The following is a 13,526-nucleotide window of genomic DNA, read 5'->3' on the forward strand; positions in this document are numbered from 1 at the left end:
GCCCACAGGATAGCTGCATGACTACGCCCACAGATCACGACAACGCCTTGATTCTATTGGCCCATGGGTCACGTGACCCGCGCTGGCGCGAGCCCTTCGAGGCACTGGAAGCCACACTGGCTTCCCGCCTCAAGCGCCCGACGCGTCTGGCCTATATGGAGCTGTGCGATCCGCTGCTGACCGACACCATCGATGCCCTGGCGGCAGACGGTGCCGCGCGTATCGACATCCTGCCGCTGTTCTTCGCGGCCGGCCGTCATCTGCGCGAGGACGTGCCCGCCATGCTGGAAGACTCGCAGCGCCAGCACCCCGACTGCCCCATCAGTCTGCTTGACCCGGTGGGTGCACATCCGGCCTTTGTCGAGGCCTTGATCCAGATTGTGGAGCAACAGGACAACGCCTAGACGGCCGATTTCATGACGGGACCTTCGGCGTCAAAGGCGCTGTGATGCACCTTCAAAACATGCGCACCGGGGATGCGACGCAGCTTGCCTCTTGTCAGGCTCTGGCGGCTGCGCCATCCTGATGCCCACATGTACAGCTAGTGCACAAGATGCATTGCCGGTATCCCACAGCGCCCCAAGTGACGACACTTCAACTTTACCCTGTGTGTCGTCCTCACCTGTGCTTCACCCGGGATGCCTCGTCACCGCCAGAGGTAACACCATTCATGACTGACAAGGCCACGGAAACTGCCAGTTCGCCGCTGTTTCCGATCCGCGAAGTCTCTCGCCTGACCGGCGTCAATTCGGTCACGCTGAGAGCCTGGGAACGCCGCTACGGACTGATCGAGCCCCGCCGTACGCCCAAGGGGCATCGCCTGTATGCCCGCGAGGACATCGAGCGGATCGAACACATCCTGCAGTGGCTCAACCGCGGAGTACCTGTCAGCCAGGTACGCGAGCTGCTCGACCAGCCGCAGCCGGAAAGCACGCCGATGCCGGACGAAGGCAGCTGGAGTGGCCAGCAGCAGCTGGCACTGGCCGCCATCGACGCCCAGGACGAGGCGCGCCTGGCCGAGCTGTACAACCAGAGTCTGGCACTGTACCCGGTCAGCAGCGTGGTCGAGCGCCTGTGGCGTCCGCTGCTCGAGCAGCTCGAGGAGCGCGGCACCGCCACCTTCGGCACCCGCCTGGCCCAGTGCTTCTTCGAGAGCTTCCTGCGTTCGCGCATCGGTGCCCGGCTGGTGTTTGCCAATCAGGAGCGTCACGCCCCGCACATCACGCTGACGCGCCTGCCGGAAGAGCCGGGCCTGAGCTGGCTGCTGCTGTTCGCGCTGGTCGCCAGCGACGCCGGCTATCACGTCAGCCTGCTGGATGGCCCACTGCCGCTGGCGGAGCTGCCGCTGGCCGCAGAGCGCCTGCAGGCACAGGCCGTGGTACTTGTCGGCACCCAGGCCGAGCGCTCGGATGTCATGCGCCGTCAGCTGCCACGGGTCGCAGAACAATTGAGCGTGCCGCTGGCCATCGCTGGCCCGGCCGCCCAGATTCGCCAGCAGGAGCTGGTAGACGGGCCCATTGAAGGCCTGGGGGCCGACCCGATTCAGGCGGTCGCTCGCCTGAGGTCCTTGATGGCACGTTGATCGCAGGCTCCTGCTCGGCATTGGTTTCACCGATCGCCAAGGAGCCCCGATGTCATCTGACTCACCATCCGCCTCTTCCCCCGCCTCCGCGCCAGCGGGGGCTCCCCTGCAGCTGGTCTGGCTGCGCAGTGACCTGCGCGTACACGACAACACCGCTCTCTCGCAGGCCGCCGCACGCGGCCCGGTCGTGGCCGTCGTCGCCCCCTGCCTGGCGCAGTGGGTCGAGCACGGCCACGGCGCCAACAAGCTCGACTTCCTGCGCCGCGGCCTGCATGTCCTGCAACAGGCACTCGCCGGCTATCACATCCCGCTCAAGGTGCTCGACTGCGACACCTTCGCTGAGGTACCCGAGGCGCTGGCTGCACTGTGCGACGAGCTGGGTGCCCGGGCCCTGCACTTCAATGACGAATATGCCGTCAATGAGCGTGAACGCGACCGGCGCGTGCGCGAGCGCCTTGCCGAGCGCGACGTCCGCCTGCATCGCTACACCGACATGCTGGCCTTCACGCCCGGCGAGCTGCTGACCGGCAAGGGCGATTACTACGGCGTCTTCACACCCTTCTCCAAGCGTTGGCACAAGGAAGTCGATACCCGTCGTCTGGCGCTGAACGAGGCACCTGAAGTGCAAGCCACGCCCCGCGACGCCCAGGGGCGCGAAATCCACGGCGACGCCATCCCGCCACTGCCCGAGACGCTCAAGGGCGAGCCGGCGGCAACGCTGGACGCCGAGCTGTGGCCGGCCGGCGAAGAGGCCGCGCAGGAGCGGCTGGAACGCTTTCTGACCTTCCGCGCGCGCCGCTACCACGAGCAGCGCGATATCCCCGCCACCCGTGGCACCAGCGAGCTCTCGCCCTATCTGGCTCTGGGCATGATCTCGGCCCGCCAATGCTACGCCGCCGTACTGGCAGAGAACGGCAGCCTCGCCGATGGCGATGTCGGCCTGACCAGCTGGGTCAACGAGCTGATCTGGCGTGAGTTCTATCAGCACATCCTGGTCGGCTTCCCGCGCGTCAATCGCCACCGCCCCTTCCAGCGCCACACCGAAGCCCTGCAGTGGCGCGATGACGACGCAGGCTTTACCGCCTGGTGCGAGGGCCGTACCGGCTACCCCATCGTCGATGCCGCCATGCGTCAGCTGGTGCAGACCGGCTGGATGCACAATCGCCTGCGCATGGTGACGGCGATGTTCCTCACCAAGCATCTGCTGATCGACTGGCGGCGTGGCGAGGCCTTCTTCATGACCCATCTCGTCGATGGTGAGCTGGGCGCCAACAATGGTGGCTGGCAATGGGCGGCCTCCACCGGCACCGATGCCGCGCCCTATTTCCGAATCTTCAATCCGACCACCCAGGGCCAGCGCTTCGACAAGGACGGCGAGTTCATCGCGAGCATGGTGCCGGAGCTGGCCGAGCTGCCGGCCAAGCGGCGCCACCAGCCCAGTGCGGATGACTGCCAACAGACGGGCTATCCACGACCGATCGTCGACCACAAGGCCGCCCGCCAGCGGGCGCTGGATACCTTCAAGGCGCTGTCAAAAAGCGAATGACCCCTCAAGCGGCCTGCTGATCTTCAGCAGGCCGCTCTTGTATCCCGCCCCTTCAGGAGCATTGCCATGCAATCGCTACCCGACGAGATGAGCCCGGCCCTGACTCGGGTATGTCGTCTTTACGAAAAGCTGGACAAAACCTCTACAGAACTGCTCAAATCAGTCTACAGTGACGATATCGTCTTTCGCGACCCCCTGCATGAAGTCCGCGGCCTGACGGCACTCAACGCCTATTTCTCAGGGTTGTACATGAATGTCGCCGCCATCGACTTCGTCTTTCATCACCCGCTGGGGCCAATGCCTGCGCAAGACGCCGGCCCTGCGGATGAAGGCAATGCGGATGAAGGCAATGAACAGGGACTTGCCTGGCTCAGCTGGACGATGACCTATCGCCATCCCCGTCTGAACGGGGGCAAGGACATCAGCGTGCAGGGCGCCTCACGCCTCGAGTTCCGAGACGGGAAGGTCATCCAGCACCGTGATTTCTTCGATGCCGGTGAGCTGCTCTACGAGCAGGTGCCCGTACTGCGCAACGTGATCGGCCTGCTGAAACGTCGCATGGACTGAGCAGCAAGAGGGTTGAGCTCTGGCGACATCCATACGGACACGCCCGGCGTTCTGTGAGTCAGTGTCACCCAGATTTGCCAGGCCAGGCAGGCAAGGCGCAGACACGCAGACACAGTCAGACACGCAGACACAGACAGGCACGCCAGACACATACATGCCAAGGAGGGGAAATGGCCAGTCATGGTTCGAGCACCACATCGACGATCGCAAAGGCTCGCAAACGCATCTGGCTGACCGGCGCCAGCTCCGGCATCGGCGAAGGTCTGGCACGCCGGCTGCTGGCGGATGGCCACCGGGTCGCCCTGAGCGCGCGCTCCGCCGACAAGCTGGAGGCTATCGCAGCCGATGCCGAGCAAGGCCCCGGGGAAGCGCTGGTCGTGACGCTCGACCTCACCGACCGTGAGGCCATCCGCGCGGCGGCCAGCCAGATAGAGGCCCGCTTTGGTGGACTCGACCTTGCACTGCTCAACGCTGGCACCTGCGAATATCTGGATGCACGGGAATTCGAGGCAGACCTGGTCCACCGCGTGTTCGCGACCAACTTCCAGGCCGCCGTGGATGTGATCGAAAGCGCCTTGCCGCTACTGCGCATGGCAGCGGCAGACGGCGGTGAGCGACCGCAGCTGGCAGCGGTCTCCAGTGCCTCGGCCTACCTGCCGCTGCCACGCGCGGAGGCGTATGGCGCCTCCAAGGCCGCGGTGAGCTACTTCCTGGAGTCGCTGCGACTGGATCTCGACAACCAGGGCATCGATGTCAGCGTGATTCACCCCGGCTTCGTCAAGACACCGCTGACCGAGCGCAATGACTTCCCGATGCCGATGCAGGTCACTGTCGATCAGGCGGTCGAGGCGATCGTGGCGGGGCTCGCGCGTCATCGGCTCGACATCCATTTCCCGCGCCGCTTCACGCTGCTGGTCAAGTTGCTGGGCATCCTGCCCGCCCCCTTGCGACGCAGCATCGGTCTACGCATGACCCGCGACTGAGTGCGCGGCAGGCAAACCCGACGAGGCCTGCCCGCGCCGAATACCCGGCAACGCTTCTGCTCATGACGACATGGTGCGTTCTTCTTCTGGAGTGGCATGAACACGACAACGACCTACGCGACAGCGCCTCTACCCCGCCAGCGCATTGCCGTCATCGGCAGCGGCATCAGCGGCATGTCAGCGGCCTACTACCTGAGTCGTAAGCATGAAGTGCATGTCTTCGAGTCAGCCGAGCGCCTGGGCGGCCACACCGCCACCATGGATGTGCATTGCGCCGATGGCAGCGACTGGGCCATCGACACCGGCTTCATCGTCTTCAATGACCGCACCTACCCGCATTTCCAGCGCCTGCTGGAACGTCTCGACGTGGCCTATCAGCCCACCGAGATGAGCTTCTCGGTGCACACCACCGCCGAGGACTTCGAGTACAACGGCCATACCCTGCTGTCGCTGTTCGCCCAGAAGCGCAATCTGCTGCGCCCGCGCTTCTATCGCCTGCTGCGCGACATCCTGCGCTTCAACAAGCAGGCTGCCGCCGATCTGGACGACGGCAAGCTCGCCGAGGGCGCGACCCTGGGCAGCTACCTGGATGCCAATGGCTACTCGCAGGTATTCCGTGAGCATTACCTGCTGCCGATGGGCGCGGCGATCTGGTCCGCCAGCATCGCGGATATCGCGCAGTTCCCGCTGCTTTTCTTCGTGCGCTTCTTCCGCCATCACGGCCTGCTGTCGGTCAATGACCGCCCACAGTGGTTCACGCTGGTCGGTGGCTCGCGCGCCTATATCGCACCACTGACCGAGGGCTATGCCGAGCGCATTCGCCTCAACAGCAAGATCACCCGGGTCCTGCGCGACGCCGACGGCGTGACGCTTGAGCATGCCGATGGCCGCCGTGAGCGCTTCGACCAGGTGGTGATGGCGTGTCATGCGCCGCAGGCACTGGCGCTGCTCGGCGATGCCAGCGAGCAGGAGCGCGCGGTGCTGGGGGCGATCACGACCCAGCGCAATGAGGTGGTGATGCATACCGACACCTCGCTGCTGCCCAGGCGCAAGGCGGCCTGGGCGAGCTGGAACTACCGCCTCGATGGGCGCGACGACGCCCAGCGGGCCAGCGTCACCTACGACATGAACATCCTGCAACGCCTTGATGAGCGCGATCACCCGCCCCGCGAGACCTTCTGCATCACGCTCAATGACAGCGACGCGATTGATCCCGCTCGGGTGCTGGGCCGTTATGCCTATGACCACCCGCGCTTCACGCTGGCCGCCGAAGCCGCCAAGGCACGCTTCACGCAGATTTCCGGCGCGCAGGCCAAGGCGGAGGGCGCGGTGGGCCGCACCCATTTCTGTGGCGCCTGGTGGCGCAATGGCTTTCACGAGGATGGTGTATGGAGTGCGCTGCGTGTCGCCGAGGCACTGGGTGCGCGCGAGGCAGACGATTGAAGGCGCCCGCCAGCCGCATCGGCTATGGCACGTTGCGCCACCGTCGCCACGCGCCACGCCAGCATGCCTTTCGCTATCGCGTCGCCATGGCGTGGCTGGCACTGGATGAGCTGCCGACGCTGATGGCCGGCAAGCGTCTGGTGAGTGCCAGTCACGCCGCGCCACTGGCCTTTCGCGACAGTGACCATCTGCCGGCCGCGGTCCACGACATTGCCGATGGCCCACTCGAGGAACGGGTGCGCGCCGCCTGCCAGCGCGAGCTTGCCCGCAGTGGTGATCACGCACCGCTGCCGCAGGGGCGCATCTTCCTGCTGACCCAGCTGCGCCACTTCGGGATCGGCTTCAACCCGATCCGCCTCTATTACCTCTATCACGCCTCAGGCCAGCTGGGCGCCGTGCTCGGTGAGGTAACCAATATCCCCTGGGGAGAGCGCGTACTGTATGCCGCCCGCACGGACCCGCAGCGACGCATGCAGGCGGCGCAGTTCGACAAGCGCATGCATGTCTCGCCCTTCATGCCGATGGGCATGCGTTATCACTGGCGCTTCAACGACCCCAGCGCGGATGAGCTGTTGCTGCACATGGAAAACCATCCCCTCACCGGGGATACGGCGCGGAAAGCGCAGCACTCGCTGTTCGATGCCAGCCTGAGCCTGCATCTGGAACCGGCTACCCCGCGCGCCTTTCATCGCCTGCTGCTGCGTTTCCCCTGGATGACGCTCAAGACGGTCGCAGGCATTCATTTCGAGGCGCTGCGTCTGGCGCTCAAGCGCGTGCCGATCTTCGACCATCCGCGCTCGCCGTCTTCATCATGAGGAACTCATCATGAGCCAATTCGAACCCGCTCCCCCCACACTGGCCACGACCCGGGCGCAGGCAGACCGCCTGACTCGGCTGCTGCGGCCACGCCTGCTGCGCATGCTCGACAAGCTCGAGGGTGGCAGCCTGACGGTGCTGGAAGGCCGTGAGCGCCACGTGCTGGGCAAGGGCGGCGCGCGCAACGTCACGCTGCGTATCCATGACTCACGCGCGTGGCGGCGCATGGCGCTGGGTGGCACCGTCGCGGCGGCGGAGGCCTACATGGATGGCCAGTGGGAGACGGATGATCTGGTCGGGCTGGTGCGCCTGTTCGCCTACAACCTCGAACAGGTCAATGACTCGGTGGACAGCGGGACGTCGCGCCTGTCCAAGTGGGCGCTGAGCGTCGCCTACGCGCTGGCGCGCAATACGCTGGCGGGTTCGAAGCGCAATATCTCGGCACATTACGATCTCGGCAATGATCTCTTCGAGCTGTTTCTCGATCGCGAGCACCGCATGTATTCCGCGGCGGTGTTCCCCTATCCCGAGGCCAGTCTGGAGGCGGCCTCGACCCACAAGCTGGAGAAGCTGTTCAACCTGCTGGAACTCGGGCCGCAGCATCACCTGCTGGAAATCGGCACCGGCTGGGGCGGGCTGGCGATCCATGCCGCAAGAACACGTGGCTGCCGCGTGACCACCACGACCATTTCCGATGAGCAGCACGCCTATACCAAGGCGCGTATCGCCGCGGAAGGGCTGGAGGATCGCATCACGCTGCTCAAGGAAGACTACCGGGCACTGGAAGGTCGCTTCGATCGCATCGTCTCGGTGGAGATGATCGAGGCGGTCGGCCACCAGTATCTGCCAACCTACCTGAAGACCCTCGAGCGCCTGCTCGAACCGGCAGGCCTGATCGCGCTGCAGGCCATCACGATCCGCGATCAGCGCTTCGTGGCCGCCAGCCGCGAGATGGACTTCATCAAGCGCTACATCTTCCCCGGCGGCTTCCTGCCGTCCCATGCGGCGATTCTCAGCGCCATGCAACAGGATACCCAGCTGAACCTGTTGCAGCTCGAGGATATCGGCCTGCACTACGCCGCCACGCTCAAGGCCTGGGGACAGCGCTTCGAGGCGCGTCTCGGGGAGGTCTATGCGCAGGGCTACGACGAGCGCTTCGTGCGCATGTGGCGTTACTACCTGGCGTACTGCGAGGGGGGCTTCCGCGAGCGCACCATCGGCACCTGTCAGCTGCTACTGGGGGGGCCGGGGGCACGTCCGGTACAGGCGGGGCTCCAGGATTGGGACGCCTGAACATGCTGTCCGAGCGCCCTGGAGTACTGCTCAATGCCGGGCTCTTCCAGCTCGGCTGGTTCTGCTGCGTGCTGGGCGGCTCGACGGCCGCCCTGCTGGCCACGCCGCTGATACTGGCCGTGCATCTGTGGCTGATCGTGCCGATGGGTGAGCGCCTGCGCGAGCTGCGCTGGCTGGCCGCCTTCGTGGCGCTGGGGATGGTGGTGGATGGCAGCCTGTCACTGGCCGGCGGCTACACCATCACCTCGGACACGCCTGACTGGGCGCACTGGCTGCCCCTGCCTGTCTGGATGTGGTGTCTGTGGCCGCTGTTCGCCAGCACGATCCATCATGCGCTGCGCTGGCTGTGGCAGAGGTCCTGGCTTGCGGCGGCTGGCGGTGCCATCAGTGCGCCGCTGTCCTATTACGGCGGGGGGCAGCTCGCCAATGTGACCCTCGCCGACTGGCTGCTACCGGCCCAGGCGCTGATCTGGGGCTGTCTGTGTCTGGGTATCGCACGCCTGCAGGGACATGCCGAGCGCGTCTGAGCGCCTCAGGCGGCCTTGATGGCCAGATTGCCGGCCTCGTAACCGTTGAGCCGCTCGATGACCTCCCCCGCGGGCGCCGGCCGCGAGAAGTAGAACCCCTGGATCCAGCCGCAGCCATTCGATACCAGATATTCACGCTGCTCGGCGGTCTCGACGCCTTCCGCGATCATCTCCATACCCAGGCCCTTGGCCATCGCCAGCACCGCCATGGTGATGGCGGCATCCGTACGCTCACCGGGCAGGCTGCGGATGAAGGCGCGATCCAGCTTGAGCTTGTCCACCGGCAGGTCCTTCAGATAGGCGAGTGACGAATAGCCGGTACCGAAGTCATCCACCGCGATCTGGTGGCCGCGAGCGCGTAGTGCCGCCAGGCGCCGTGAGACGTCGCCGGCACGCTCATCCAGCAACACCGATTCCGTCAGCTCCAACCCGATGGAGCTGGCGGGCACGTCATACTCCATCAACAGGCCCGCCAGCGAGGCCTCAAAGCCACCCTGGATCAGCTGCAAGGCCGAGACATTGACCCAGATGCACAGGCGGTGACCGGCACGCCGCCAGCTGGCCTGCTGCTGTACTGCCTCGCGCAGTACCCAGTTGCCCAGGCGCAGCATCAGGCCGTGGCGCTCGGCCAGCGGCACGAATTCGGCCGGTGAGATGGCCCCCCGCAGCGGGTGCTTCCAGCGCAACAGCGCCTCGACACTCGCGACCTTGCCGGTGCTGGCGTCGTGCTGACATTGATAGTGCAGCTGCAATTGCCCCTGGCTCTCGATGGCGACCCGCAGGTCATTCGCCAGCCCCAGCTGCAGGTCACCGCCCGCATCCAGTGCAGGCTGGAAGCGCATGTCGGTATTGCGGCCATGTCGCTTGGCGGCATACAGGGCACTTTCCAGGCGCTGCATCAGCACATCGGCGTCAACGCCATCCTCCGGGGCGCGGCAGCTGCCGATCGACAGCGCAAGGTGCAGCGCCTGATCGCCGATCTCGAAGGGCTTGGTCAGCACCTGGCGCAGCTCATCCACCCAGGCGGTATGCTCGCCACCCGCCGTGGAACGCAGAATGACGAACTCGTCGCCGCCGATGCGCCCCACCACGCCGCCACGCGCCAGCGCCGTCAGACGCTGGGAGAACTGCTGCAGCAGACGATCGCCCCCTTCCGCGCCCAGGGCATCATTGATGCTCTTGAGCTCATCGATATCGATCAGTGCCAGGTCCATCGCCTCCCCGGCGCGCAGGCCATTGAGGCGACTGACCAGCAGGTCGCCCAGCCGGCGGCGATTGGGCAGGCCCGTCAGGGCGTCTTCCAGCCCCAGACGCTGAAGGTCCTGCTCGCGTGCCTTGTGGCGGGTGATATCGGTAAAGAGAGCGACATGAAAGACGTCGCCGCCCTGCTCGATACGGCGTGCCCGCAGCCACTCGGGGTATTCATCCCCCTGCTTGCGCCGATTCCAGACCTCGCCCTCCCAGTGGCCATTGACCTCGAGCGCCTGGCGATAACGGGCGTGAAACTCCTCGTCATGGCGCCCGGAAGACAGCAGGGAAGGGTTGCGACCAATGATCTCTTCCGGTGCGTAACCGGTGATATGACTGAAGGCAGCGTTCACGGCCAGCACCCGATTGTGGCGATCACTGATCACCAGACCATCACTGCTCAGGTGCACGGCGGCTTCCAGCAGTTGACGATGCAGCAGCTGGCGACGACGCTGGCGCGCGATGTCCAGCCCCGCCAGAACGGCGGGCAGCAACGCGGCAAGACGCAGCTCGAGCCCCGGCAACCAGGGCAGCGCTGTCAAGGCAACGAACGCCCCGATGATCAGGGGCCGATTGAAGTGGGCTTGCGGCCACATAAGCAGCTCTCGGTGGAAGGGGTCATCGGGGATGATCCTGCATTTGCAGGCAGCGAGCCACTCTCGGCACGGCTCCAATGGATTGCGACCGATGCCGGCAAAGGGGATCCCGCGCGAATCACACACTAGCTCCTATCGACCACTTTCCCGCCAGCTGTAGGACTTATTTGCACCCGCCCTTGCTGCCCTTTAGTCTGGCCCCCACGTGCATTCAGGGGTGCCAGCCATTAGACTAGCCCCATTCAGGCGCTCAGGTGCCTCGTACGGCATTACCATCCCGCTACTCGGAATGACTCAGTGACCAAGCAACACTCCTTTACTCGCGACGAGCTGCTGGCCTGTGGCCAGGGCGAACTCTTCGGCCCGGGCAATGCGCAACTGCCTGCTCCCAACATGCTGATGCTGGATCGCATCACTCACATCAGTGAGGAAGGCGGTAGCCACGGCAAGGGTCAGCTGATTGCTGAGCTGGATATCTCTCCGGACCTGTGGTTCTTCGACTGCCACTTCCCGGGTGATCCGGTGATGCCGGGCTGCCTGGGCCTCGATGCCATGTGGCAGCTGGTGGGCTTCCACCTCGGCTGGCTGGGCAATCCGGGCCGTGGCCGCGCGCTGGGCTGCGGCGAGGTCAAGTTCTCTGGCCAGGTGCTGCCGACCGCCAAGAAAGTGACCTACACCATCAACATCAAGCGAGTCATCACTCGCAAGCTGATCCTCGGCATCGCCGATGGTACAGTGACAGTTGACGGTCGCGACATCTATCAGGCCAACGACCTGCGCGTCGGTCTGTTCACCTCCACTGCGAACTTCTGAACGGGAGGCTCCCATGCGTAGAGTGGTAGTCACCGGGCTGGGCATTGTTTCCTGCCTGGGCAATGATCGCCAGCAGGTCCTGGAATCGCTCCGCGAAGGACGTTCTGGTATCCGCCGCAAAGAGGAATACGCCGAGCTGGGCTTCCGTAGCCACGTGGCCGGCGTTGTCGACATCAATCTCGAAGACCACATCGATCGCAAGCAATTGCGCTTCATGGGGGATGCTGCGGCCTATGCCTACATCTCCATGGCGCAGGCGATTGCCGATTCCGGTCTCACCGAAGAGCAGGTTTCCCACGAGCGTACCGGCCTGATCGCCGGTTCCGGTGGCGCTTCCTCCGCGAACCAGGTCGAGGCCGCAGACGTGATGCGCGCCAAGGGCCTGCGTCGCGTAGGTCCCTACCGCGTCACTCGCACCATGGGCTCGACCGTCTCTGCCTGTCTGGCCACGCCGTTCAAGATCAAGGGTATCAACTACTCGATCTCCTCGGCCTGTGCCACGTCTGCCCACTGCATCGGCAGCGCCGTGGAACAGATCCAGCTGAACAAGCAGGACATCGTGTTTGCCGGTGGCGGTGAAGAAGAGCACTGGACCCTGTCCTGCCTGTTCGACGCCATGGGCGCCCTGTCCACCAGCTACAACGACACGCCGGAAACCGCGTCGCGTCCGTACGACAAGACCCGTGATGGCTTCGTCATCGCAGGTGGCGGCGGCATGCTGGTGCTCGAGGAGCTGGAACACGCCAAGGCACGCGGCGCGAAGATCTACGCCGAAGTGACCGGCTATGGCGCGACCTCCGATGGCCACGACATGGTGGCACCGTCCGGCGAAGGTGCAGCGCGCTGCATGCGTCAGGCGATGGCGACCGTGAATGGCGATATCGACTACATCAACACCCACGGCACCTCGACGCCGGTGGGCGATGTGGCCGAGCTCAAGGCCATCCAGGAAGTCTTCGGCGCCGCCAGCCCGGCAATGAGCTCGACCAAGTCGCTGACGGGTCACTCGCTGGGCGCCACTGGCGTGCAGGAAGCCATCTACTCCATGCTGATGATGGAGAACGACTTCATTGCCGCGTCTGCCAACGTCAGCGAGCTGGATGACCGCGCCGAAGGCCTCGACATCGTCACGACCCGTCGTGATGGCGTCAAGATCGACCGTGTGCTGTCCAACAGCTTCGGCTTCGGTGGCACCAACGCCTGCCTGATTCTAGAACGTTTCCAGGACTGATTCAGCACGCGTTCAGCAGACATGCAGTCTGCAGATATGCGCTGGTGTGAGACACGAAAAGGCCGCCCTTCGGGGCGGCCTTTTTAGTGGCTGTCCGGTACTCGCTGGCGGGGACCGGATGCATCAGAAGCGCGACAAGCTGTCAGGCGCCGACGCTATCGGCTGCCGCTTCCTCTTCCAGCGGCGGACGCTGGACACTGGAAATTTCCTGCAGCTTGGTCTCGACCCAGGCCTCGACATCGGCGATCACCGCATCCGGCTTGCGCCCCGCCGTCTCGATGGCCGGGCCATAGGCGACATGGATGGTGCCCGGGCGCTTGATCCAGCTGTCATTGGGCCAGATCTCACCGGCATTGTGCGCCACCGGCACCACCGGCACGCCGGCACGGCAGGCAATCGCGGCGCCGGACTTGTTGAACTTCTTGCGCGTCCCCGGCGCGATGCGCGTGCCTTCCGGGAAGATCAGCACGGTAAAGCCGTCCTTGAGGCGCTGGGTACCCACTGACAGCACCTGTTTGAGTGCCTTGGCCGGCTGGGTGCGATCCAGCGGAATCGGCTCCAGCAGTTTCAGCCCCCAGCCGAAGACCGGAATCTTCAGCAGCTCCTGCTTGAGCACGGTGCATAGCGGGCGCTTGGCCACCTGCAGATAGATGGTTTCCCACTCGCTCTGGTGGTTGGCCAGCAGCACGCAGGCCCCCTCAGGCAAGGCGTCATGCCCGCTCACCTGCACCTTCACGCCGCAGGCCAGACGGAACCACCACAGCACGATATGGTTGTAGCTATGCAGGACACGGTAGCGCGCCTGTAGCGGAAGGCAGGCCGCCAGCGGCACCAGCACCACGGCGCTGAGCAGCAACGCCATGAAATAACCTACATAAAAC

General features: G+C 64.9%; 13 protein-coding genes. 11 read left to right on the plus strand and 2 right to left on the minus strand.

Features of this window, described 5'->3' with window-relative positions; all coding sequences use genetic code 11:
• Nucleotides 1-17: 17 nt before the first annotated feature.
• From QD356_RS16605 to QD356_RS16645, 9 genes are all read left to right on the plus strand, one after another.
• The gene (locus QD356_RS16605; RefSeq protein ID WP_192839454.1) at nucleotides 18-404 is read left to right on the plus strand and encodes a CbiX/SirB N-terminal domain-containing protein; all 387 of its coding nucleotides are present in this window, start codon (nucleotides 18-20) and stop codon (nucleotides 402-404) included.
• A 266-nt stretch (nucleotides 405-670) separates the two neighbouring features.
• Nucleotides 671-1,582: a MerR family transcriptional regulator gene (locus QD356_RS16610; protein ID WP_043335996.1), complete on the plus strand. Its 912-nt coding sequence runs from the start codon at nucleotides 671-673 to the stop codon at nucleotides 1,580-1,582.
• Between the two features lie 49 nt (nucleotides 1,583-1,631).
• Nucleotides 1,632-3,128, plus strand: coding sequence for a deoxyribodipyrimidine photo-lyase (gene phrB, locus QD356_RS16615; protein ID WP_192839455.1), 1,497 nt, complete (start codon nucleotides 1,632-1,634; stop codon nucleotides 3,126-3,128).
• A gap of 66 nt (nucleotides 3,129-3,194) precedes the next feature.
• A complete protein-coding gene (locus QD356_RS16620) occupies nucleotides 3,195-3,695 on the plus strand; it encodes a nuclear transport factor 2 family protein (RefSeq protein ID WP_225996678.1) in 501 nt (166 codons plus the stop codon).
• Nucleotides 3,696-3,865: 170 nt separating this feature from the next.
• Nucleotides 3,866-4,678, plus strand: a complete 813-nt coding sequence (locus tag QD356_RS16625) for an SDR family NAD(P)-dependent oxidoreductase (protein WP_192839456.1) — start codon at nucleotides 3,866-3,868, stop codon at nucleotides 4,676-4,678.
• Between the two features lie 96 nt (nucleotides 4,679-4,774).
• Nucleotides 4,775-6,121, plus strand: coding sequence for an FAD-dependent oxidoreductase (locus QD356_RS16630; protein WP_192839457.1), 1,347 nt, complete (start codon nucleotides 4,775-4,777; stop codon nucleotides 6,119-6,121).
• Nucleotides 6,118-6,936, plus strand: a complete 819-nt coding sequence (locus QD356_RS16635) for a DUF1365 domain-containing protein (protein WP_225996679.1) — start codon at nucleotides 6,118-6,120, stop codon at nucleotides 6,934-6,936. The genes QD356_RS16630 and QD356_RS16635 overlap by 4 nt, the downstream gene beginning before the upstream one ends.
• Before the next feature lie 10 nt (nucleotides 6,937-6,946).
• The gene (locus QD356_RS16640; RefSeq protein ID WP_192839459.1) at nucleotides 6,947-8,230 is read left to right on the plus strand and encodes a cyclopropane-fatty-acyl-phospholipid synthase family protein; all 1,284 of its coding nucleotides are present in this window, start codon (nucleotides 6,947-6,949) and stop codon (nucleotides 8,228-8,230) included.
• Between the two features lie 2 nt (nucleotides 8,231-8,232).
• Nucleotides 8,233-8,757 carry a DUF2878 domain-containing protein gene (locus QD356_RS16645; RefSeq protein WP_192839460.1) on the plus strand — a complete coding sequence of 175 codons (525 nt, stop codon included), beginning with the start codon at nucleotides 8,233-8,235 and terminating at the stop codon, nucleotides 8,755-8,757.
• Nucleotides 8,758-8,762: 5 nt separating this feature from the next.
• Here QD356_RS16645 and QD356_RS16650 read toward each other — a convergent pair whose 3' ends face one another.
• Nucleotides 8,763-10,601: a GGDEF domain-containing phosphodiesterase gene (locus tag QD356_RS16650; RefSeq protein ID WP_192839461.1), complete on the minus strand. Its 1,839-nt coding sequence runs from the start codon at nucleotides 10,599-10,601 to the stop codon at nucleotides 8,763-8,765.
• Between the two features lie 297 nt (nucleotides 10,602-10,898).
• Here QD356_RS16650 and fabA point away from each other — a divergent pair, with 297 nt between their 5' ends.
• Nucleotides 10,899-11,414 (plus strand): 3-hydroxyacyl-[acyl-carrier-protein] dehydratase FabA, encoded by a 516-nt coding sequence (gene fabA / locus QD356_RS16655; protein ID WP_043334808.1) that lies wholly within the window; start codon nucleotides 10,899-10,901, stop codon nucleotides 11,412-11,414.
• Between the two features lie 13 nt (nucleotides 11,415-11,427).
• A complete protein-coding gene (gene fabB / locus QD356_RS16660; protein ID WP_043334810.1) occupies nucleotides 11,428-12,645 on the plus strand; it encodes a beta-ketoacyl-ACP synthase I in 1,218 nt (405 codons plus the stop codon).
• A 142-nt stretch (nucleotides 12,646-12,787) separates the two neighbouring features.
• On the opposite strand, the gene QD356_RS16665 is transcribed toward fabB, so the two are convergent.
• Complete coding sequence (locus tag QD356_RS16665; RefSeq protein WP_192839472.1) at nucleotides 12,788-13,507, minus strand: lysophospholipid acyltransferase family protein; 720 nt, start codon at nucleotides 13,505-13,507, stop codon at nucleotides 12,788-12,790.
• Nucleotides 13,508-13,526: the final 19 nt, after the last annotated feature.

The organism is Cobetia sp. 2AS, from assembly GCF_029846355.1.
GTDB lineage: Bacteria > Pseudomonadota > Gammaproteobacteria > Pseudomonadales > Halomonadaceae > Cobetia > Cobetia amphilecti.